A 21981-nucleotide genomic window follows, 5' to 3' on the forward strand; every position below is an offset into this window, starting at 1 on the left:
GTTCAGGACGAGGGTGCGCAGCGAGGTGGGGACCGGCAGAGGCTCGCCCGGGCGGGGCGGGGTGGGGTTCTCGCTGAGCGCGCGGCCGAGTTCGAGGGCGAAGAGCGGGTTGCCGCCGCTGGTGCGGTGGATGTCGCGGACCGTGGAGCGCGGCAGACCGGTGTAGCCGCGGTGGCCGAGCAGCTCGGAGACCTGGGTGCGGGTGAGCGGGTTGACGCGCAGGGCGAGGGTGTCCGGCGGGGACGCGCGTAGATGACGGTCGTACTCCTGGCCCTCGGTCCGCACCGCGCACAGCATGCGCACCGGGGTCTCGCCGAGCCGGCGGGCGGCGAAGCCGAGGAGTTCGGCGCTGGCCGAGTCCAGCCACTGCACGTCGTCGGCGACGATCAGCACGGGGCCCTCGGCGGCGAGCGCGCGCAGCGCGGAGAGCACCGCGAGGCGCAGGGCGAGGCCGTCGCGCTGGAGGGTGGACTCGCCGCGGCCGGTGAGCGCCGACTCCAGGGCGGTGAGCTGGGCCGCGGGCAGCTTGCCGGACACCTCGTCGAGGACCAGACCGAGCAGGTCGGCGAGGGCGAGGAAGGGGAGGTGGGATTCGGACTCGGTGGCCGAGCAGCGCAGTACGGTGCGGGCCGCGCCGCCGTTTTCCGCGGCCAATGCCCGCAGAACGGTGGACTTTCCTATTCCGGCGGGGCCGTGCAGGAGCACGCTGCCGCCCCGGGCGAGCTGCTCACGGGCCTGGCCGAACACCTCTTCCCGGCCGATGACCAGGTCGGGGCGGCATCTGGCAGGCTCCTTGAAGTCCCGTCGCACGGTCACCGCTCCCCTCGTGTGTCGTGTCCGGGCCAAATTCTAGGCAACGACTCTTTGAAATTCGGACCGCCGACGTGGTGAGGGAAATAACAACCTTGCAGCATGGGGAAATTCAAGACGCCGCTCCATGAATCAATTGTCAACGGCGTGTTACGGAAGTACCCCCGCCCGGCGCGCCTCCACCACCGCCTCCCCGCGGGTGTGCGCCCCCAGCTTCCGCATCGCCGAGCGCAGATAGCCCTTGACCGTCTCGGGCCGCAGCCCCAGCCGCTCCGCGGTCACCGCGTTCGTCGCCCCCGCGGCCACACAGGCCAGGACGTCCAGCTCACGCGGTGCGAGACCCACGTCCCCGGCCGGTGTGCGGGGGGCCAGGAGCCCGCAGGCGTCCAGCAGCTCGGCCCGCAGCGCCGGGTCGCTGATCCGCGGCGCCAGGGCGCGCAGGGCCGCGTGCGCCTCCCGCACCTGCTCCCGGCCCACGGGATCGGCCGTACGGGCCGTCCGCGAGGCCTCCACCAGCCCCAGCGCCTCGTCCCGCACCACCAGCGCCTGCTCCACGTCCCGCGCCGCGTCCACCACCGCGCCCAGCGTGCGGTCGCCCAGCGGCTGGGCGGTGCGCAGCGCGCCGTAGAGCACGCCCCGCACCCGGCGCCGTACGACCACCGGCACCGCCACGATCGCCCGCAGCCCCTCGGCGGCGACCGGCAGGTCGTACTCGTGGCTGATCTGCCGTGAGGAGGAGTAGTCCGTCACCGCGCACGGGCGGGCCAGAGCGACCGCCCTGCCGCCCAGGCCGCTGCCGGCGACCACCGCGAGCGAGCGGAGCGAGGCCGTGGCCGTGCCGCTCAGTTCACTGATGCGTATCCGCGGCCGCCCCGGCTCCACCAGCCCGCCGAAGGCGACGGGCAGCCCCGTCGTCCGGCGCAGCCGCGCCAGCGCACCGCGAATCTCCACCGTCCCGGCCGTGTCCACCGCCACGCGTTCGTCCCTTCGGTGCAGCGCACACCCCCGTTCGGGGGTAGTGAGACCTGCATCACGGATTACACGATGGCAGAGAGCCGCCCGGCAATGGTCCGGCACAGAGGAGAAGACATGACGACGGCCGCCTTCCGCAGCGCGCGGGACTTCCTGGTGCAGCATCGCGAGGACTACGCGACGGCCTACGACGGCTTCCGCTGGCCCCGCCCCGACCGTTTCAACTGGGCCCTCGACTGGTTCGACGCCATTGCCGAAGGGAACGACCGGACCGCCCTGCACATCGTCGAGGAGGACGGCAGCGAGGTCCGGCTCTCCTTCGCCCAGATGTCCGAACGCTCGGACCGCGCCGCCAACTGGCTGCGCGCGCAGGGCGTGGGCGCCGAGGACCGCGTCCTCGTCATGCTCGGCAACCAGGCCGAGCTGTGGGAGACGGCCCTCGCGGCGATGAAGCTCCGCGCCGTCGTCATCCCGGCCACCCCGCTGCTGGGCCCCGCCGATCTGCGCGACCGCGTCGAGCGCGGCCGGGTCCGCCATGTGCTCGTACGGGCCGAGGACGCCGACAAGTTCGACGACGTGCCCGGCGGCTACACCCGGATCGCGGTCGGCGGCGCCCCTCGTGGCTGGCGGCGCTACGAGGACGCCTACGCCGCCTCCCCGCAGTTCACGCCCGACGGCGAGACCCGCGCCGACGACCCGCTGATGCTCTACTTCACCTCCGGCACCACCGCCCGCCCCAAGCTGGTCGAGCACACCCACACCTCGTACCCGATCGGGCACCTGGCCACCATGTACTGGATCGGTCTGCTCCCCGGTGACGTGCACCTGAACATCTCCTCGCCCGGCTGGGCCAAGCACGCCTGGTCCAACCTCTTCGCGCCGTGGAACGCGGAGGCGACCGTCTTCATCCACAACTACACGCGCTTCGACGCGGCCCGGCTGATGGCGGAGATGGACCGTGCGGGCGTCACCACCTTCTGCGCCCCGCCGACGGTCTGGCGGATGCTCATCCAGGCCGACCTGACCCAGCTGCGGACCCCGCCGCGCGAGGTGGTGGCCGCGGGGGAGCCGCTCAACCCCGAGGTCATCGAGCAGGTGCGCCGGGGCTGGGGCGTCACCATCCGGGACGGCTTCGGGCAGACCGAGACGGCGGTCCAGGTGTCCAACAGCCCCGGCCAGCCGCTGAAGACCGGCTCCATGGGACGGCCCAGCCCCGGCTACCGGGTGGAACTGCTCGACCCGGTGAGCGGCGCGCCCGGCGCCGCCGAGGGCGAGATCGCCCTCGACCTGTCGGCCCGGCCCGTCGGCCTGATGACCGGCTACCACGGCGACGCCGACCGTACGGCGGAGGCGATGGCCGGCGGCTACTACCGCACCGGGGACGTCGCCTCGCGGGACGAGGACGGCTACCTGACGTACATCGGCCGCAGCGACGACGTCTTCAAGGCCTCCGACTACAAGATCAGCCCCTTCGAGCTGGAGAGCGCAATGCTGGAGCACGAGGCGGTGGCCGAGGCGGCCGTCGTGCCCGCTCCGGACGAGTTGCGGCTGGCGGTTCCCAAGGCGTACGTCGTGCTCGCGCACGGGTGGGAGCCCGGACCCGACACGGCGAAGGTGCTCTTCGAGCACTCCCGCCAGGTCCTCGCCCCCTACAAGCGGGTGCGCCGCCTGGAGTTCGCGCCGCTGCCCAAGACCGTCTCCGGCAAGATCCGCCGGATCGAGCTGCGCGAGGCCACGGCCGCCGGCTCGGACGCCGAGTACCGCGAGGAGGACTTCCGGTGAGCTCGTACAGCCATGGGACCAGTGGCACCCCACTGCTCGGCGACACGATCGGCGCCAACCTGGACCGGGCGGTGGCGAGTTGGCCGGACCGCGAGGCGCTCGTGGACGTGCCGTCGGGGCGGCGCTGGACCTACGCCCGATTCGCCGCCGACGTCGACGAGTTGGCGTACGCGCTGCTCGCGAGCGGTGTCGCCAAGGGCGACCGGGTGGGCATCTGGGCGGTCAACTGTCCCGAGTGGGTGCTGGTCCAGTACGCCACCGCCCGCATCGGCGCGATCATGGTGAACATCAACCCTGCGTACCGCACCCATGAGGTCGAGTACGTCCTCAACCAGGCCGGGGTCTCCCTGCTCTTCGCCTCCGTCGGTCACAAGAGCAGCGACTACCGGGCGATGGTGGAGGAAGTACGCGGCAGGTGCCCGCAGTTGAGGGAGACCGTGTTCATCGGGGACCCGAGCTGGACGGCGCTCGTCGCGCGCGGGACCCCGGTGCCGTACGAGGAACTGTCCTGCGACGACCCCATCAACATCCAGTACACCTCGGGCACGACGGGCTTCCCCAAGGGGGCGACCCTCTCCCACCACAACATCCTCAACAACGGTTACTTCGTGGGCGAGATGATCGCCTACACCGAGCAGGACCGGGTCTGTGTCCCGGTGCCCTTCTACCACTGCTTCGGCATGGTCATGGGCAACCTGGCGGCCACCTCCCACGGCGCCTGCGTGGTGATCCCGGCCCCGTCCTTCGACCCGAAGGCCACGCTGGAGGCGGTCCAGCAGGAGCGCTGCACCTCGCTGTACGGCGTACCGACCATGTTCATCGCGGAGTTGAACCTCCCCGACTTCGCGACCTACGACCTCTCCTCCCTCCGCACCGGGATCATGGCGGGCTCGCCCTGCCCGGTGGAGGTGATGAAGCGGGTGGTCGGCGAGATGAACATGGCCGAGGTGTCGATCTGTTACGGCATGACGGAGACCTCGCCGGTCTCCACCCAGACCCGGCGCGACGACGACCTGGAACACCGCACGGGTACGGTCGGCCGCGTCCTGCCGCACGTCGAGGTGAAGGTCGTCGACCCGGCCGGTGTGACACAACCCCGTGGTGTGGCAGGGGAGTTGTGCACCCGCGGCTACAGCGTGATGCTCGGCTACTGGAACGAGCCGGCGAAGACCGCCGAGTCCGTCGACGCCGGGCGCTGGATGCACACCGGGGACCTCGCGGTGATGCGGGAGGACGGGTACGTCGAGATCGTCGGCCGGATCAAGGACATGATCATCCGGGGTGGCGAGAACATCTACCCGCGCGAGATCGAGGAGTTCCTCTACGCCCATCCGAAGATCGCGGACGTCCAGGTGGTCGGCGTGCCGCACGAGCGCTACGGCGAGGAGGTGCTGGCCTGTGTCATCGCGCGCGACTCGGCCGATCCGCCGACCCTGGAGGATCTGCGGGCCTTCTGCGACGGGCGGTTGGCCCACTACAAGGTGCCGAGCCGGCTGCGGGTGCTGGAGTCCTTCCCGATGACGGTGTCCGGGAAGGTACGGAAGATCGAGCTGCGCGAGACGTACGCGGCGGGTTAGAGCGGGGGCTGGGCAGGTCTGGGTGGTCTTCGCCAAGGCCTGAGCGGGTTGGGCGAAGTCCGCTGCGGTTCGGCCGCGCCCCGAACGGGCGCGGGGCTGTGCCGATGTGCGGCTGCCGCCGCGCGGGCGCGACCGGCCACGACGGCGCCGCAGCCGAACGACGGCACCTCACCGCTCAGCCGGCGGAGCGCTCAGTCCCGGCGCATGCACACCCTGGGCCAGCGGTCGAGGCCGAGCCCTGCCTCATGGGCGCGGATCTTCCGTAGCCCCGGGGTGAGCTCGGCCTCCTCCAGGACCCGGAAGCCGAGGCGCTCGTAGTACGGGGCGTTCCACGGGACCGCGGTGAAGGTGGTCAGCGTGAGGCCGCTCAGCCCCTCCTCGCGGGCGCGCTCGCCGGCGTACGAGAGCAGGGTCCGGCCGATACGGCGGTGCGCGAAGCCGGGGTGGACCGAGACCTGCTCGATGTGCAGGGCGCCGTCCACGGGCTCGGCGACGAGGTAGGCGACGGGCCGTTCCGCACCGTCGGCGGCGACCCAGGCGCGGCCGGCCCGGCGGTACTCCTCCAGGACGTCCAGGGACGGCGGCTCGTCGTCGGCGATCGCCGCCATCCCGAGGTCACGGAAGGGGGCGCCGGCGGCGCGCTCGATGCCCTGGAGGGCGGGGAGTTCGGCGGCCGTGGCGGGGCGGATGCGCATCCGGCGAGTATGGCGGAGGGGACGGGGGTGGCGCCCTGCTGATTCCACGGCGGCCCCGAGCGGCCGAGCCCGCGGGGGCGCGCGAGCGGCGATCGGGGGGTCTGTCCGCACCTCGCCCGCGGAACCGCGGCAGGTGACGACGTCCGTCCCTGGGCCGAATCCGCCGACCACGCGGGCACGGCCCGGTCCGACCGCCTGGCCCAGTCCGGCTCGGCCGTCCAGCGCGGCGCCCAGTCCGGCTCGGCCGCTCAGCTTCGTCCAGCCCGGCCGCCCAGTCCGGCCCCGCTCGCCCCGCCACCGGCTACGTGCCCGTCGAGTCCAGTTCGTCCGCCAGGCTGTTCACCGGCTGCGGGGTGCCCGTCAGGTCGAGGACGAACAAGGGGACCCGCAGGGAGTCGGCCACCGCGCGGGCCTGGGTGGCGTAGCCGGCCAGGGAGAAGTAGACGCAGGTCGCGGACTCCGTCATGGCCGTGAGCCACAGGCATTCCACGTCCCGGAGGGAAGCCGGGCGGACGGTCGGGTCGACCTGGGCCAGGAGGCCGCGGGCGGCCAGGCCGATGCCGTTCGGCGGGCGTTGGTCGGCGCGGCGGATGTCGCGGTAGCCGAGCCAGCGCAGATACAGGGCGGCGGCCGTGACCGCGTCGCGCGCGGTGCGGATCGTCACGGGCTGGAAGGCCCGCCGCGGGGAGGGCTCGACGCGCTCGACGGCGGCGCCCGCCGTGACCGGGATCCGCAGCACCGTCCCGCACGGACAGCCCAGCTCCGGATGCGGCCACTCGCCCCGGCGGCCGCAGGAGGCGCACAGCACCGTGACCCAGTCGTCCTCCCAGGAGCGGTGCGAGACCGCCGTCGCCCGGGCACGCGGATCCAGCGGCGGCACCACGGGTGCGCCGCAGGCACACGGATACTCCGGCGCCGTGAAGAGGTGTTCGCGCCGGCAGACCGGGCAGCGCACCGCCACGCTCTCGGACATGGAGCCCATCGTCCTCCAGGAGACCCCCGCTTGTCCGTCTCTTGACGACTCTTGACGACCTACTCCTCCCCACCTACATTGTTTCCAGATAGTAGAAACTACTTTCCGCATCACGGAAGTACTCGCGGCGGGGCGCGACGGGAGTACACGTCCGACAGCCGAAGCAGGAGTACTCAATGGCTCGTATGACCGCTGCCCGCGCGGCAGTCGAGATCCTCAAGCGCGAAGGCGTCAGCAACGCGTTCGGCGTGCCGGGCGCGGCGATCAACCCCTTCTACGCGGCGCTCAAGGCCTCCGGCGGGATCGACCACACCCTCGCCCGCCATGTCGAGGGCGCCTCGCACATGGCCGAGGGGTACACCCGTACCCATCCCGGGAACATCGGTGTCTGCATCGGGACCTCCGGTCCGGCCGGCACCGACATGATCACCGGTCTGTACTCCGCGATCGGTGACTCGATCCCGATCCTGTGCATCACCGGCCAGGCGCCGACCGCGCTGCTCCACAAAGAGGACTTCCAGGCCGTCGACATCGCCTCGATCGCGGGGCCGGTGACCAAGATGGCCGTCACCGTCCTGGAGGCCGCGCAGGTTCCCGGCGTCTTCCAGCAGGCCTTCCACCTCATGCGCTCCGGGCGTCCCGGGCCGGTCCTCATCGACCTGCCGATCGACGTCCAGCTGACCGAGATCGAGTTCGACCCGGAGACGTACGAGCCGCTCCCCGTCTACAAGCCGGCCGCGAGCCGGGCCCAGATCGAGAAGGCCCTGACCTTCCTCCTGGAGTCCGAGCGACCGCTGATCGTCGCCGGCGGCGGCATCATCAACGCCGACGCCTCCGACCTGCTGGTCGAGTTCGCCGAACTCACCGACACCCCGGTCGTGCCCACCCTGATGGGCTGGGGCACCATCCCGGACGACCACCGGCTCAACGCCGGCATGGTCGGCCAGCAGACCGGTCACCGCTACGGCAACGCCACGTTCCTGGAGTCGGACTTCGTCCTCGGCATCGGCAACCGCTGGGCCAACCGGCACACCGGCTACAAGCTGGACGTGTACCGCGAGGGCCGCAAGTTCGTCCACGTCGACATCGAGCCGACCCAGATCGGCAAGATCTTCGCCCCGGACTACGGCATCGCCTCCGACGCCAGGGCCGCCCTCGCACTCTTCGTCGAGGTCGCGCGCGAGCTCAAGGCGGCCGGCAAGCTGCCCGACCGCTCCGCGTGGGTCGCCTCGCACCTGGAGCGCAAGGGCTCCCTGCACCGTCGTACGCACTTCGACAACGTGCCCATGAAGCCGCAGCGCGTCTACGAGGAGATGAACAAGGCGTTCGGGCCCGACACCCGCTACGTCACCACCATCGGCCTCTCCCAGATCGCCGGCGCGCAGATGCTGCACGTCTACAAGCCGCGCCACTGGATCAACTGCGGCCAGGCGGGCCCGCTCGGCTGGACCATCCCCGCCGCCCTCGGCGTCGCCACCGCGGATCCGGAGACCCAGGTCGTCGCACTCTCCGGCGACTACGACTTCCAGTTCATGATCGAGGAGCTGGCGGTCGGCGCGCAGCACCGCATCCCGTACGTCCATGTCCTCGTCAACAACGCCTACTTGGGCCTGATTCGCCAGGCGCAGATCGGTCTGGACATCAACTTCCAGGTCAACCTGGAGTTCGAGAACCAGAACTCGCCCGAGCTGGGCGTGTACGGCGTCGACCACGTCAAGGTCGCCGAGGGCCTCGGCTGCAAGGCCATCCGCGTGACCGAGCCCGACCAGCTCCTGCCGGCCTTCGAGGAGGCCAAGAAGCTGGCCGCGCAATACCGGGTGCCGGTCGTCGTCGAGGCGATCCTGGAGCGCGTGACCAACATCGCGATGAGCCCGACCGCCGACATCAGCGCGGTCAAGGAGTTCGAGGACATCGCGACCGAGGACTGGCACGCGCCCACCGCGATCATCCCGATCAAGGGCTGATCGAGCGCACGGCATCACCGCATCACCGCTCAGCTGAAGGGGCGGCCCGACCGGGAAGGTCGGGCCGCCCCTTCGGTGTGTCTCCGTAGGCGGGATCAGCTCTGTGGGCGCTGGTGGTGCTCATGATGCTGGTGGTGCTCGTGGTGTTCGGACAGGCCCGGCCAGTCGTCCGGGCCGCCGCCCTGCCATTCGACGATGTCGCTCACCTCGACCTCGACCACGTCGAGGTCGGCGAGGCGCAGCAGCTCCACGACATCGTCCAGATGGGAGGCGACGCCGAGGTTGTGGTCGTCCGCGGTGACCCGCCGGGAGCCGTCCAGGGCCGGCGAGTGCACCACGACATGCGGGTGGTGCGCGGGATGTGCCATGCCTCCAGCGTCCTGCGCGGAAGCCGGGTACGCACCCCGGAGACGGCAAAGAGCGCCTGACACGGGACCGTCCGTGTCAGGCGCTCTTCGGCTGTACTGGGACCGCGGCGGCGGCGACGGAGCCGGGGCGCCCTTCCCTCAGGTCGAGAAGGGGGTCCGGTCCTTCACCACCGCACTGGCTCGCTCGCCGCCGCGGTCCGCACCCTGCCCGTGCCCCGTACCGAGGACCACCCCTCATCCGGGTCTCCCGGCGTTCGGGCGCGAGCAGGGAGCTCTTCTCCCGGTGAGGCTCAGTCCTCGCGCAGGGCGCGGACCGCCTCCTCCACACGCCTGCCGTACTCCGGGTCGGCGGCGTGGAAGTGGGCCAGGTTCTTCTCGATCACGTCGTCGCGGGAGACCTGGGAGAGGCCACCGGCGATGTTCGCGACCAGACGGGACTTCTCGTCCTCGGACATCAGGCGGTACAGCTCGCCGGCCTGGAAGAAGTCGTCGTCCTTGGTGTGCCGCGGGGCCTCGTGGGTGCCCGTCCAGCCGTGGAGGGCCAGCGGCGCCGACAGCGGGCGGCCGGTCTCGGCAGGGCCGTCGTAGGAGTTCGGCTCGTAGTTCTTCGCGCCGCGGCCCTGCGGGTTGGTGGCCATGAGGCCGTCACGGCCGTAGTTCCGCGCGGTCGTGGCCTTCGGGGCGTTCACCGCGAGCAGGGTGTGGTTGACGCCCAGGCGGTAGCGGTGGGCGTCCGCGTAGGCGAACAGCCGGCCCTGGAGCATCTTGTCCGGCGAAGGGCCGATGCCCGGCACGAAGTTGTTGGGGGAGAACGCGGCCTGCTCGACCTCGGCGAAGACGTTGTCCGGGTTGCGGTCGAGGACCAGGCGGCCCACGCGCTGGAGCGGGTGGTCCTGGTGCGGCCACACCTTGGTGAGGTCGAAGGGGTTGAAGCGGTAGTCCGCAGCCTCGGCCGCCGGCATGACCTGGACGTAGAGGGTCCAGGAGGGGTTCACCCCGCGCTCGATGGCCTGGAGCAGGTCCGTCTGGTGCGAGTTGGCGTCCTTGCCGGCGAGCTCGGCGCCCTGCTCGGCGGAGAGGGAGCGCACACCCTGGTTGGTCTTGAAGTGGTACTTGACGAAGAAGGCCTCGCCCTCGGCGTTCGTCCACTGGTAGGTGTGCGAGCCGTAACCGTTCATGTGGCGGTACGACGCCGGGATGCCGCGGTCGCCCATCAGCCAGGTGATCTGGTGCGTGGCCTCGGGGGCGTGCGCCCAGAAGTCCCAGACGTTGTCCGGCTCCTGCCTGCCCGTGAAGGGGTCGCGCTTCTGCGAGTGGATGAAGTCCGGGAACTTGATCGGGTCCTTGATGAAGAACACCGGGGTGTTGTTGCCGACGAGGTCGTAATTGCCCTCCTCGGTATAGAACTTGAGGGCGAAGCCGCGCGGGTCGCGCACCGCGTCCGCACCGCCGAGCGAGTCGGCCACGGTCGAGAAGCGCAGGAAGACCTCGGTGCGCTTGCCCACACTGCTCAGGAAGTCGGCGTACGTGAAGCCGGTGACGTCGTCGGTCACCTCGAAGTAGCCGTACGCGCCGGAGCCGCGGGCGTGCACCACGCGCTCCGGGATGCGCTCACGGTTGAAGCGGGCGAGCTTCTCCAGCAGGTGCTGGTCCTGGAGGAGGAGCGGACCGCCGGCGCCGGCGGAGGCGGAGTTCTGGTTGTCGGCGACCGGGGCGCCGGACTCGGTGGTGAGCACGCGCTGCGACATCGTGGACCTTCCGTGCGGGTGTCAGCGGAAAACCATTTCCGCTTTGTGGAGCCTAGAAGTAGGGGTTCTGGGCGTCAACAGTTTGTTGAAGTGGATTCCGGGCCGCGGCACCGCCTGGGCGCGACAGGACAGTTGTCAGCGGCACCGCGGCCCGGAAGTCTCAGAGCTGAGCGCCCGACAGGCGCTCGACCGCACGCAGCAGCGCGGAGTGGTCCAGGCCTCCGTCGCCCTGTGCGCGCAGCGACGCGACCAGCTGGGCGACGACCGCGCCGACGGGCAGGGCCGCGCCGACGTTGCGGGCGGCGTCGGTGACGATGCCCATGTCCTTGTGGTGCAGGTCGATGCGGAAGCCCGGCTTGAAGTCGCGGCTGAGGAAGTTGTCCTTCTTGCGCGTCAGCACGGTCGAGCCCGCGAGACCGCCGTTCAGGACGTCCAGTGCGGCCTTGAGGTCCACGCCGGACTTCTCCAGGAAGACCACGGCCTCGGCGCACGCCTGGATGTTCACGGCGACGATCAGCTGGTTGGCGGCCTTCACGGTCTGGCCCGAGCCGTGCGGACCGCACAGCACGATGGTCTTGCCGAGGGCTTCGAGGATCGGCTTCGCGGTGTCGAAGTCCGCCTGCCCGCCGCCGACCATGATGGACAGCACGGCCTCGATCGCACCGGCCTCGCCGCCGGACACCGGGGCGTCCAGGACGCGGATGCCCTTGCCCTCGGCGGCCTTCGCGAGGTCGACCGAGGTCTGCGGGGTGATCGAGGACATGTCGATCAGCAGGGCGCCGGACTTCGCGTTCTCCAGGATGCCCGCGGGGCCGTAGGCGATGGCCTCGACCTGCGGGGAGGCGGGGACCATCGTGATGACGACGTCGGCGTCCTTCACGGCCTCGGCGATCGAGGAGGCGGCCGTACCACCGGCGGCGGCCAGGCGGTCCAGCTTGTCCTGTTCGAGGGTGAAGCCGGTGACGTCGTAGCCCGCCTTGATGAGGTTCTCGGACATGGGGGAGCCCATGATGCCGAGGCCGATCCACGCGATCTTGGGGAGGTTGCTCATGATGGGGGTGCCTTTCACGTGAAGGGGGTCAGCGGGACAGCCAGTCGAAGGCCTCGGCGCTCGGGTGGTCGCCCGGCTTGTACTCGAGGCCGACCCAGCCGTCGTAACCCGCCTTCCTCAGCTGGTCGAGGAGGTCCTCCAGCGGCAGCGTCCCCGTGCCCGGAGCGCCACGGCCCGGGTTGTCGGCGATCTGCACGTGCCCGGTCCTCGCGGCGAACTCCTCGATCACCGCCGGCAGGTCCTCGCCGTTCATGGACAGGTGGTAGAGGTCCATGAGGAAGCGCGCGTTGTCCAGCCCCGTCGCCTCGTTGACCTTGTCGACGATCGCGACCGCGGCCGGTGCCGACACCAGCGGGTACAGCGGTGACTCGGGCTTGTTCAGCGCCTCGATCAGCAGGATCGCGCCGATCCGGTCGGCCGCCCGCGCCGCGAGGACCAGGTTCTCCAGCGCGAGCGCGTCCTGCTCGGCCGGGTCCACGCCCTCGACGCGGTTGCCGTACAGGGCGTTGAGCGCCTTGGCGCCCAGCGACTGCGCGAAGTCCGCGGCCACGTCGATGTTGGCGCGGAACCGCTCCGACTCCTCGCCCGGGAGCGACAGGGCGCCACGGTCCGGGCCCGGCAGCCGGCCGGCGTAGAAGTTCAGGCCGGTGAGCTGGACGCCCGCGTCCTCGATCGCCTTCTTCAGGGCGTCGAGCTCGGACCGCTCGGGGGTGGGGGAGTCGATCCAGGGCCACCACAGCTCGACCGCGGTGAAGCCGGCCGCGGCGGCGGCCGCGGGGCGCTCCAGGAGCGGGAGTTCCGTGAAGAGGATCGACAGGTTGACGTTGAAGCGCTGCTCTGCGAATCCCATGGGCCGCTGCGCTCCCTTCCGTGTCGAGTGATTCCGTATTGCGGAAGTTGGTTTCTGCTTAATGGAAGATTGCCGTCGTGTGTCACCGCTTGTCAAGAGGGGTCGGCGGAAGTCCGTGCCGCGCGTTAGGTTGTGCGCGTGCGATTGAGAGTGGAGTTCACGACCGAGCCGTTCGACCTGGACGAGGCGCCCGCGCACGCGGTCGCGGCCCGTGAGGTGGTCGAGAGTGCCGAGCTCGACGCGGTGGACGTCGGCCCGTTCGGCAACACCGCGGAAGGCGGCGCCGACGCCGTGCTCACCGCTGTCGACGCGCTGCTGCGCAGGAGTCTGGCGGCCGGAGCCACCCGGATCTCCCTCCAGGTCAATGTGATCGACGGGGAGGGTGGAAAGTGAACGAGGGGCCCTTCATCGCGGCCGTCAAGCCGCTGGTCGACGCCATGGGCGGGGAGATGGTCCCGCCCGACGAGGCCGGCCCTGACGACGTCGTGCTCTCCTGGGAGGGCGCGGACGTGGTCGCCGTACGCCTGCCGCAGCTCGCGGACTCCCTCGATCACATCCTCGCCGCCATGGAGCGCAAGCAGGGCAAGCCGCTGGCCGACCTGGACCGCAAGGCCAAGCAGGAGGTCGTACGGATATTGGAGGCGCGTGGCGCCTTCTCCGTGCGTCATGGCGTGGAGACCGTGGCGAGCGCGCTCGGGGTGAGCCGCTTCACGGTCTACAACTACCTCAACCGTGACAAAGGTGTCTGACCTGCACCTCCCGGGGCTTCGTAACCCCGAATTTTCAACAAAGTGTTGACGTGGTGTTGCGGAGGGCGTTAGCTAACGGCAGCCCGCTTCAGTACGAAGGCCGTTCGCGGCCACGGAGGCTCCCGTGACTTCGACTTCCACGCCGCCGGGCCTTACCCGGTTCAACGTTCTTGAGGAGCACGCGGCCTTCGCCGCCCTCCACGAGGCGTGTGCCTCCACGGCATGGGCGAAGCGGCTGCTCGCCGCCCGCCCCTATCCCGCCGTCGACGCCCTCTACACCGCCAGCGACGCCGCCATGGCCGAGCTGACCACGGCGGACCTGGAGGAGGCGATGGCCGGACACCCGCCCATCGGCCGCCCCAAGGAGGGCGACCCGACCTCGGCGCGGGAGCAGCGCGGCATGGCCGGCGCCTCCGATGACCTCAAGGCGGAGATGCTCGAACTGAACCTGGCCTACCAGGACAGGTTCGGCCATGTCTTCCTCATCTGCGCCACCGGCCGGACCGGCGAGCAGATGCGCGACGCGGTCAAGGAACGGATCGGGAACGCGCCGGAGCAGGAGCGGGAGATCATCCGCACCGAACTGGGCAAGATCAACCGTATCCGGCTCGCCCGACTCGTCGAAGAGGACTGACGCAGCATGAGCACCAGCACCACCGCCTCGGTGTCCACGCACATCCTGGACACCAGCATCGGCCGCCCCGCCGAGGGCGTCGCCGTCCAGCTCGCCGCCCGCTCGGGCCGGGGCGCCGAGTGGCGGGCGCTCGGCGGCTCCGCGACCGACGTGGACGGGCGGTGCAAGGACCTTCCGGACCTGCCGGAGGGAACCACCCACGTACGGCTCGACTTCGCCGTCGAGGCGTACTTCGAGAAGAAGCAAGCCGATGCGCAGCAGGACGCCCCCGCGAACCGGGACAGCGGTGCCGTGTTCTTCCCCGAGGTGGCCATCACCTTCGCCGTGAGGCCCGGGGAGCACTACCACGTACCGCTGCTGCTCAACCCGTTCGGCTACTCCGTTTACCGAGGGAGCTAGCAGACATGCCCACGATCCTGGGACAGAACCAGTACGGCAAGGCCGAGAACCGAGTCGTAAAGATCACGCGGGACGGCGCCACCCACCACATCAAGGACCTGAACGTGTCCGTCGCGCTGAGCGGCGACATGGACGAGGTCCACTACTCCGGCTCCAACGCCCACGTCCTGCCGACCGACACCACCAAGAACACGGTGTACGCGTTCGCCAAGGAGCACGGCATCGAGTCCGCCGAGCAGTTCGGCATCCACCTCGCCCGGCACTTCGTGACGTCGCAGGAGCCGATCAAGGTCGCGCGGATCCGGATCGAGGAGTACGCCTGGGAGCGCATCGCCGCCTCCGACGCCAACTCCCGGTTCATCGGCGCGGACGAGGTCAAGCACTCCTTCGTCCGCAAGGGCCAGGAGACCCGGGTCACCCAGATCACCTACGACGGTGAGAAGTGGGAGGTCGTCTCCGGCCTCAAGGACCTCGTCGTGATGAACTCGACCAACTCCGAGTTCTGGGGCTACGTCAAGGACAAGTACACGACGCTCCAGGAGGCGTACGACCGCATCCTGGCCACCCAGGTCTCCGCGCGCTGGCGGTTCAACTGGACCGACGACGAGCAGCGGATGCCCAACTGGGAGAAGTCCTACGAGCAGACGCGGAAGCACATGCTCCAGGCCTTCGCCGAGACCTACTCGCTCTCCCTCCAGCAGACCCTGTACCAGATGGGTTCGCGGATCATCAACAACCGCAGCGAGATCGACGAGGTCCGCTTCTCCCTCCCGAACAAGCACCACTTCCTCGTGGACCTGGAGCCGTTCGGGCTGAAGAACGACAACGAGGTGTACTTCGCCGCCGACCGGCCCTACGGCCTGATCGAGGCGACGATCCTGCGGGACGGCTGCGAGCCGAAGATCCCGGTGGACCTCACCAACCTCTGAGCACCACCTTGCGGCACCCGCGGCCCGCCTGGGCGGGCCGCGGCACTCAAATCCCCGGGTCCTGCCGTGCCCTCTCCACTGAGCGAAAAGGACGACATCATGGCAGCAGCCCAGCGCATCGTCATCGAGAACTGTTCGATCGCGACCGTCGACGCCAACGACACCGAGTACGCCGGCGGTTACGTCGTCATCGCCGACAACCGCATCGAGGCGCTCGGCGAGGGCAGGGCCCCCGAGGGCCTGGAGCACGTCGTACGCCGTATCGACGCCACCGGCCATCTGGTGACCCCCGGTCTGGTCAACACCCACCACCACTTCTACCAGTGGATCACCCGGGGTCTGGCCACCGACCACAACCTCTTCGACTGGCTCGTCGCCCTGTACCCGACCTGGGCGCGCATCGACGAGCAGATGACGTACTCGGCCGCGCAGGGCTCGCTGGGCATGATGGCCCGCGGCGGTGTCACCACCGCGATGGACCACCACTACGTCTTCCCGCGGGGCTCCGGCGACCTGTCCGGGTCGATCATCCGCGCCGCCCGAGAGATGGGCGTCCGCTTCACCCTCGCCCGCGGCTCCATGGACCGCAGCGAGAAGGACGGCGGCCTGCCCCCGGACTTCGCCGTCGAGACCCTGGACGGCGCCCTCGCCGCGACCGAGGCCACCGTGAAGGAGCACCACGACTCCTCCTTCGACGCCATGACCCAGGTGGCCGTCGCCCCCTGCTCGCCCTTCTCCGTCTCCACCGAACTCCTGCGCCAGGGTGCCGAGTTGGCCCGCCGTCTCGGCGTGCGCCTGCACACCCACGGCTCGGAGACCGTCGAGGAGGAGCAGTTCTGCAAGGAACTGTTCGGCATGGGCCCGACCGACTACTTCGAGTCCACCGGCTGGCTCGGCGAGGACGTGTGGATGGCGCACTGCGTCCACATGAACGACTCCGACATCGCCGCCTTCGCCCGGACGAAGACGGGTGTGGCCCACTGCCCTTCGTCGAACGCCCGGCTGGCCGCCGGTATCGCACGGGTCCCGGACATGCTGAAGGCCGGCGTCCCGGTCGGCCTCGGTGTCGACGGCACCGCGTCCAACGAGTCGGGCGAGCTGCACACCGAGCTGCGCAACGCGCTCCTCATCAACCGCCTCGGCGCCCACCGCGAGGCCGCCCTGAACGCCCGCCAGGCCCTGCGCCTGGGCACGTTCGGCGGCGCCCAGGTCCTGGGCCGTGCGAGCCAGATCGGCTCCCTGGAGCCGGGCAAGCTCGCCGACCTGGTGCTGTGGAAGCTGGACACCCTCGCCCACGCCTCCATCGCCGACCCGGTCACCGCGCTGGTCTTCGGCGCGGCCGCCCCGGTCACCGCCTCCTTCGTCAACGGCCGCCAGATCGTGGAGGACAACCGTCTGCTGCACGTCGACGAGGACGCGATCGCACGCTCCACGCGCGAGCAGGCGCGGCGCCTGGCGAAGATCGCCGGGCACTGAACACCGTACTGAAGTACGGCACTTGACTCCGGCCGGGAGGGACGGCTCCTGGCCGGCAGCCGTGAACCCGAGCGGGGTTCATGGCGGCCGTGTCCGGGGCGTGCGCCACACGCGTGCGCCCCGGAACGGTCTCCGTCGCCCCTTTTGAGGGGAACCGTCCCACTCCCCGGTCCCGCACGACCGCGCACCACCTCCAAGAAACCCACGTCAGAGCCGACGTGTTAGCTGACCCGGAGGAACCGCCGTGACCGCCCACCCCGTGGACGAAAAACTCCCCGCACTCAAAATGGCCACCACCGGCCTTCAACACGTGGCAGCCATGTACGCGGGAGTCGTGGCCCCGCCCCTGATCGTCGGCGCGGCCATCGGCCTCACCGGCACCGAACTCACCTTCCTGACCGGCGCCTGTCTCTTCACCGCGGGCCTCGCCACCTTCCTCCAGACCCTCGGCGTCTGGAAGATCGGTGCCCGGCTGCCCTTCGTCAACGGCGTCACCTTCGCCGGAGTGGCCCCGATGACCGCGATCGTGGCGTCCACCGACGACAAGTCCGACGCGCTGCCGATCATCTTCGGCGCGGTGATCGTCGCCGGTCTCCTCGGCTTCCTGGCCGCCCCCTTCTTCAGCAGGATGGTCCGCTTCTTCCCGCCGGTCGTCACGGGCACGGTCATCACGCTCATAGGCGTGTCCCTGCTGCCGGTCGCGTTCGGCTGGGCGCAGGGTCCCGACCCGGCGGCGGACGACTACGGTTCGACGACCTGTCTGGGCCTGGCAGGCGCGACGCTCGTGGTCGTGCTCCTGCTGCGCCGCTTCACCCGGGGCTTCGTCAAGCAGATCGCCGTCCTGCTCGGTCTGGTGATCGGCACCCTGGTCGCGATCCCCTTCGGTGTCACCGACTTCGGCCCGGTCGCCGACGCGGACGTGATCGGCTTCCCGACGCCGTTCCACTTCGGTGCCCCGCAGTTCCAGCTCGCCGCGATCGTGTCGATGATCGTGGTGATGGTGGTCTCGATGACCGAATCGACCGCGGACATGCTGGCGTTGGGCGAGATCGTCGACCGCCCGGCCGACGAGAGGACCATCGCGGCGGGCCTGCGCGCCGACACCCTCGGCTCGGCGCTCAGCCCGCTCTTCAACGGCTTCATGTGCAGCGCCTTCGCACAGAACATCGGCCTGGTCGCGATGACGAAGATCCGCAGCCGCTACGTCGTCGCCACCGGCGGCGCCTTCCTGGTGCTGATGGGCCTGTGCCCGATGGCCGCCTCGCTCATCGCCGTCGTACCGCGACCGGTGCTCGGCGGCGCGGGCGTGGTCCTGTTCGGGTCGGTCGCGGCCAGCGGCATCCAGACCCTGGTCCGGGCCGGTCTGGACAAGGACAACAACGTCCTGATCGTCGCCGTCTCGCTGGCCGTCGGCATCATCCCGATCACGGCGCCGGAGTTCTACCACGCGTTCCCCGAGACGGCGAAGATCGTGCTCGACTCGGGGATCTCGACGGGCTGCGTGGCCGCGGTGGTGCTCAACCTGGTCTTCAACCACCTCGGCGAACAGCGCGACGCCCAGGACGTCACGCACCCGATGGAAGCCGGCGAGGAGATCGCGGCGGCGCACTAGCCGATCGTGTAACTGTCCCCGTACACCTTCCACTTGAGCGGTGTGTCCAGGTCGAGATTGCCCTTCTCGAGGAAGACCCGTTGGGCGGTCTCGACCCGGCTCACGTCACTGTGGGCGGCCTCCTGCCTCATCGCCCACACCCGGGCGTCCAGGAAGGCGTGCAGATACGTCTTCTCGCCGCCGCCGTCCGCGGGGGTGTCGGCCTCGCTCCTGGCGCGCTTGCGGATGCCGCCGAAGCTGAGGCTGTCGGTGCCGGGACCGTGCATGACCATCGCGTCGTAGTAGACGAACTGGCCGAGTGTGCCGAGCCCGTCGTTCTTGGCACGCGCGACCGCCGGATCGAAGTAGACGCGGTCCCGCTCGTCGCGCTGCGCCTTGCGGAAGGCCGCCGTCCTCGCCGCCTTGCGCCAGGCCGCGGGGAATCCCGGGTCCAGCCCCTCGTGCGAATCGCTGCCGTCCACCGCCCGCAGCGCCGGCAGATAGCCGGCCAGAGGGTTGTCCGCGTCCCTCTCGGTGTACAGCTCGACCAGCGCCAGCATGTCGCTCGTACCGGAGCAGAAGCCGATGACACCGCCCGTGTAACCGCGGCCGTCCCCGATGTCCTCGATGTACCTGTACTGCGCCTTCCAGTCCAGGGAGGAGTTCTCCGCGCTGGACACCAGCCGCATCGCCAGGTCCTTCTTGTCCGGGTCGTCGAGCCCGGTCGAGGCCGCGGCCTCCGCGGAGGGCCACTGGGTGCTCAACACCGCTGTCCCGAGGGCGGCGAGCACGGTACGGCGGGCGGCTTTTCCGGACAGCAAGGGCACGTCTTCTCCAAGGCAGGCGCTGTGAGCGGCAGTCGAGAGTCGCGCGCCAACTTGGGAAAGCCGTGGGGTGCCCTTAGCAAGTCACTGTGAGTTGCTGTCCGGGCCATGCCATGAGCTGTGCGAACAGCTCCGCCTGCTCGATCGCGTCGTCCAGCGCGTGATGGGTGTGCCGCCGCTTCGGGAGCAGCTCGCTCGGCATGGCGCGCTTCGCCACCGCCCGCAACGGCAGCCCGGCCTTCGTCGCGTACAGCGTCTTCATGTCGAAACAGCCCGAGTGCCCGAAGGGGCTCGCCCCGGTGAAGCGGATCAGGTACCAGTACAGGAACATCCAGTCGTACGACGCCGGATAGCCGCACATCACGGGCTGCGCGTCCGCGCTCACCTTCCGCACCCACCTGCTGAACTCCGCCAGCGCCACGACCGGTTCGGCGCCCCGCGTCCGCAGCCGCTCCCGGTCGAGCCCGCTCACGGCCAGCGCCTCCGGCACGAACTCCTCACTGATCGGCCGGAGTTCACGGTAGAAGGTCCGGTGCTCGGGATCGGCCGGTGTGAACCCGTCGGGGTCCTGCGCTCCGGCGACCGCGGCACCGAGGCTGAGCATGGAGTACGGGCCGGGGATCGGGCCGTCGGCCTCGATGTCGACGGAGATGTAGAGACTGGGCTTGACGCGTCGTGCGGACATGGGAGCGGAGCATCGCAGACCGCGGCCGCCGGCCGCATCCGAATTCAGGGGCGTGGGTTCGCCCGGCAGGGGGTGGCGGCGGGGAGCCGGCCGGTGAAGTACGAGCGGGGTGGGACGCCCATCAGGGCACGGAAGTCGGACGTCATGTGCGACTGGTCGTAGTAGCCGGTGGCGGCGGCGAGTTCGGCCCAGGGCGCGGTCGTGGCATGGGTGAGGACCGCGTGCAGTCGGTCGATGCGGGCGTAGTGCTTGGGGGACAGACCCACGCCTTCCGTGAAGAGGTTGCGCAACTGGCGTTCGCTGACGGCCAGTTCGCGGGCCACCTGGCTGACCGGCCCGGGGGTGCGGCCGATCCGCACCGACATCGCGTCGACCCCGGCCCGCACCAGCTCGGCGCGGCCGGACGTCCTGGTGAGCCGGTCCGGCAGCACGTCCGCCAGATGGGCCACGGCCTCCTCGGGCGCCAGCCACCGCAGCTCACGGCCGAGTTCGCGGGCGGTGCCGCTCGGCAGCTCGTCCAGCGGCACGACCTTCCCGACCAGCGCGACCGCCGGAACACCGAGCAGGGGACGGGCCGTTCCGGGGGCGAGGCGCATCTCCACGCAGGAGGCCAGGGCCTTGCCGTCGTGGTAGGTGGCCCGGACCCGGGGACCGACGGCGAGCACGTCACGGTGCCCGTCCACTCCCACCCGGACGACGACCTTCGTGCCGGCGTCCGGGAGATGGACGAACGCCTCCTCGGGCGGGCCGGCGGCGGCCACGGTGCTGATCCCGGCGATCCAGGGACGCAGGGCCTCGGGCATCGGAAGGGCCTGCTCGGCACGGGAGTTCGTCACCTCTTCACCGTAGACGAGCCGCGCGGTCGCGGGGGCGGACGAACCGTGCCGGAATCTCCAAGAGCCCGGGCCCCTGTCCGGCGCACGGTGGGGACATGATCCTCGTGACCGGTGCCACGGGCACCATCGGCAGTGAACTCGTACGACAGCTCGCCGCACGCGGCGAGAAGGTCCGCGCCCTGACCCGCGACCCGGCCGGGGCCCAGGTGCCGCCGGGGGTGGAGGTGGTACGTGGGGACTACCTCGACCCCGGCTCCCTCCAGGGCGCGACGGCGGGTGTCACGGCCGCGTTCCTGCTGGGCGCGCCCGGTCCGGGCTCGCGGCACGACCAGGCACTGGTGGCGGCGGCGGTCGCGGCGGGCGTCCACCGGCTGGTGAAGCTCTCCGCGATCGGGACGGGCGATCCCGAGGTCGGTCCGTCCGGCGACTGGCATGTGCCCGGTGAGCAGGCGGTACGGGACAGCGGCACCGAGTGGACGATCCTGCGGCCCTCCTCCTTCGCCTCGAACACGCTGAGCTGGGCGCAGGCCGTCGGGCGGGGCGAGCCGGTGCCGAACATGACCGGTGACGGGCTGTCCGGGGTGATCGATCCGCGAGACGTGTCGGAGGTCGCGGCGCGGATCCTGGTCGACGGCGGGCACGGGGAACGCACATACACCCTGACCGGCCCTGAGGCGATCAGCGTCCCCGAACAGGCAGCTGTACTGGCCTCGGTCCTCGGCCGCCCGGTCACCACGCGCGATCTCTCACCGGACGAGACCCGCGACCACCTGCTCACCGCGTGGGGCTTCGACGAGGCCCAGGCGGCGGGGATCCTGGCGGGCACGGCCTTCGTGCGCGGGGGAGGCAACGCGGTCGTCACGGAGGACGCGGCGGAGGTGCTGGGACGGTCGGCCCGGACGTACGGGGAGTGGGCGGAGGACCACCGGCAGGCGTTCGCCGCGGGGTGACGGGGCCCGCCCCTTGCGCGGCGCGGTACTCGCGCCGCGCAAGGGGCGCGGGGAACTGCGCGATCAGCCCCCCCACCGGCCCGCGGGTTCATCAGCGGTCCTCCCCTGGTCCTACTGC

At 70.6% G+C, this 21981-nt stretch carries 22 protein-coding genes; 11 read left to right on the forward strand and 11 right to left on the reverse strand.

Annotated elements, in window-relative coordinates; genetic code table 11:
• Together HLK59_RS35920 and HLK59_RS35925 are read right to left on the reverse strand one after the other, a co-directional pair.
• Nucleotides 1–816, reverse strand: an 816-nt coding sequence (locus tag HLK59_RS35920) for an ATP-binding protein (RefSeq protein ID WP_171145808.1), incomplete at its 3' end; no start/stop codon positions are given.
• Between the two features lie 144 nt (nt 817–960).
• A complete protein-coding gene (locus tag HLK59_RS35925; RefSeq protein ID WP_171145809.1) occupies nt 961–1785 on the reverse strand; it encodes a helix-turn-helix transcriptional regulator in 825 nt (274 codons plus the stop codon).
• 114 nt (nt 1786–1899) lie between these two features.
• On the opposite strand from HLK59_RS35925, the gene HLK59_RS35930 reads away from it, so the two are divergent.
• Both HLK59_RS35930 and HLK59_RS35935 read left to right on the forward strand, forming a co-directional pair.
• Complete coding sequence (locus tag HLK59_RS35930) at nt 1900–3564, forward strand: AMP-binding protein (RefSeq protein ID WP_171145810.1); 1665 nt, start codon at nt 1900–1902, stop codon at nt 3562–3564.
• Nucleotides 3561–5141 carry an AMP-binding protein gene (locus HLK59_RS35935; protein ID WP_171145811.1) on the forward strand — a complete coding sequence of 527 codons (1581 nt, stop codon included), beginning with the start codon at nt 3561–3563 and terminating at the stop codon, nt 5139–5141. Before HLK59_RS35930 ends, HLK59_RS35935 begins: the two co-directional genes overlap by 4 nt.
• 191 nt (nt 5142–5332) lie before the next feature.
• On the opposite strand, the gene HLK59_RS35940 is transcribed toward HLK59_RS35935, so the two are convergent.
• On the reverse strand, nt 5333–5836 hold the full coding sequence (locus HLK59_RS35940) for a GNAT family N-acetyltransferase (RefSeq protein WP_171145812.1): 504 nt from the start codon (nt 5834–5836) through the stop codon (nt 5333–5335).
• A 301-nt stretch (nt 5837–6137) separates the two neighbouring features.
• The gene (locus tag HLK59_RS35945; protein WP_171145813.1) at nt 6138–6818 is read right to left on the reverse strand and encodes a hypothetical protein; all 681 of its coding nucleotides are present in this window, start codon (nt 6816–6818) and stop codon (nt 6138–6140) included.
• Nucleotides 6819–6994: 176 nt separating this feature from the next.
• On the opposite strand from HLK59_RS35945, the gene gcl reads away from it, so the two are divergent.
• On the forward strand, nt 6995–8773 hold the full coding sequence (gene gcl, locus HLK59_RS35950) for a glyoxylate carboligase (RefSeq protein WP_171145827.1): 1779 nt from the start codon (nt 6995–6997) through the stop codon (nt 8771–8773).
• A gap of 95 nt (nt 8774–8868) precedes the next feature.
• Here gcl and HLK59_RS35955 read toward each other — a convergent pair whose 3' ends face one another.
• The 4 genes from HLK59_RS35955 to HLK59_RS35970 all read right to left on the reverse strand — a co-directional run bounded on the left by HLK59_RS35955 (nt 8869) and on the right by HLK59_RS35970 (nt 12790).
• Nucleotides 8869–9141 carry a hypothetical protein gene (locus tag HLK59_RS35955; protein ID WP_171145814.1) on the reverse strand — a complete coding sequence of 91 codons (273 nt, stop codon included), beginning with the start codon at nt 9139–9141 and terminating at the stop codon, nt 8869–8871.
• Between the two features lie 290 nt (nt 9142–9431).
• The gene (locus HLK59_RS35960; RefSeq protein WP_171145815.1) at nt 9432–10889 is read right to left on the reverse strand and encodes a catalase; all 1458 of its coding nucleotides are present in this window, start codon (nt 10887–10889) and stop codon (nt 9432–9434) included.
• 160 nt (nt 10890–11049) lie between these two features.
• Nucleotides 11050–11940: a 2-hydroxy-3-oxopropionate reductase gene (locus HLK59_RS35965; protein WP_171145816.1), complete on the reverse strand. Its 891-nt coding sequence runs from the start codon at nt 11938–11940 to the stop codon at nt 11050–11052.
• A gap of 28 nt (nt 11941–11968) precedes the next feature.
• Entirely contained in the window at nt 11969–12790 is an 822-nt protein-coding gene (locus HLK59_RS35970) for a TIM barrel protein (RefSeq protein WP_171145817.1), read from the reverse strand.
• 138 nt (nt 12791–12928) lie between these two features.
• Here HLK59_RS35970 and HLK59_RS35975 point away from each other — a divergent pair, with 138 nt between their 5' ends.
• The 7 genes from HLK59_RS35975 (at nt 12929) to HLK59_RS36005 (ending at nt 18589) form a co-directional block, all read left to right on the forward strand.
• Nucleotides 12929–13183 carry a hypothetical protein gene (locus tag HLK59_RS35975; protein WP_171145818.1) on the forward strand — a complete coding sequence of 85 codons (255 nt, stop codon included), beginning with the start codon at nt 12929–12931 and terminating at the stop codon, nt 13181–13183.
• 44 nt (nt 13184–13227) lie between these two features.
• The gene (locus HLK59_RS35980; protein WP_171145828.1) at nt 13228–13539 is read left to right on the forward strand and encodes a helix-turn-helix domain-containing protein; all 312 of its coding nucleotides are present in this window, start codon (nt 13228–13230) and stop codon (nt 13537–13539) included.
• A gap of 124 nt (nt 13540–13663) precedes the next feature.
• Nucleotides 13664–14173 (forward strand): 2-oxo-4-hydroxy-4-carboxy-5-ureidoimidazoline decarboxylase, encoded by a 510-nt coding sequence (gene uraD, locus HLK59_RS35985; RefSeq protein WP_171145819.1) that lies wholly within the window; start codon nt 13664–13666, stop codon nt 14171–14173.
• Nucleotides 14174–14179: 6 nt separating this feature from the next.
• A complete protein-coding gene (uraH, locus tag HLK59_RS35990) occupies nt 14180–14572 on the forward strand; it encodes a hydroxyisourate hydrolase (RefSeq protein WP_171145820.1) in 393 nt (130 codons plus the stop codon).
• A gap of 5 nt (nt 14573–14577) precedes the next feature.
• On the forward strand, nt 14578–15501 hold the full coding sequence (pucL, locus tag HLK59_RS35995) for a factor-independent urate hydroxylase (protein WP_171145821.1): 924 nt from the start codon (nt 14578–14580) through the stop codon (nt 15499–15501).
• Between the two features lie 99 nt (nt 15502–15600).
• The gene (locus tag HLK59_RS36000; protein ID WP_171145822.1) at nt 15601–16977 is read left to right on the forward strand and encodes an 8-oxoguanine deaminase; all 1377 of its coding nucleotides are present in this window, start codon (nt 15601–15603) and stop codon (nt 16975–16977) included.
• A gap of 244 nt (nt 16978–17221) precedes the next feature.
• Entirely contained in the window at nt 17222–18589 is a 1368-nt protein-coding gene (locus HLK59_RS36005; protein WP_171145823.1) for a nucleobase:cation symporter-2 family protein, read from the forward strand.
• Here HLK59_RS36005 and HLK59_RS36010 read toward each other — a convergent pair.
• From HLK59_RS36010 to HLK59_RS36020, 3 genes are all read right to left on the reverse strand, one after another.
• Nucleotides 18586–19395 carry a chitosanase gene (locus HLK59_RS36010; RefSeq protein WP_171145824.1) on the reverse strand — a complete coding sequence of 270 codons (810 nt, stop codon included), beginning with the start codon at nt 19393–19395 and terminating at the stop codon, nt 18586–18588. The genes HLK59_RS36005 and HLK59_RS36010 overlap by 4 nt on opposite strands.
• A gap of 73 nt (nt 19396–19468) precedes the next feature.
• Nucleotides 19469–20077 (reverse strand): 3'-5' exoribonuclease, encoded by a 609-nt coding sequence (locus HLK59_RS36015; protein ID WP_171145825.1) that lies wholly within the window; start codon nt 20075–20077, stop codon nt 19469–19471.
• Between the two features lie 44 nt (nt 20078–20121).
• Nucleotides 20122–20913, reverse strand: coding sequence for a helix-turn-helix domain-containing protein (locus HLK59_RS36020; RefSeq protein WP_346779890.1), 792 nt, complete (start codon nt 20911–20913; stop codon nt 20122–20124).
• Between the two features lie 95 nt (nt 20914–21008).
• Between HLK59_RS36020 and HLK59_RS36025 the strand changes: the two genes are divergently transcribed.
• Nucleotides 21009–21863, forward strand: a complete 855-nt coding sequence (locus HLK59_RS36025; RefSeq protein ID WP_171145826.1) for an NAD(P)H-binding protein — start codon at nt 21009–21011, stop codon at nt 21861–21863.
• Nucleotides 21864–21981 lie beyond the last annotated feature (118 nt).

It is taken from the genome of Streptomyces sp. S3(2020) (assembly GCF_013044505.1).
In the GTDB taxonomy this organism is placed as follows: domain Bacteria; phylum Actinomycetota; class Actinomycetes; order Streptomycetales; family Streptomycetaceae; genus Streptomyces.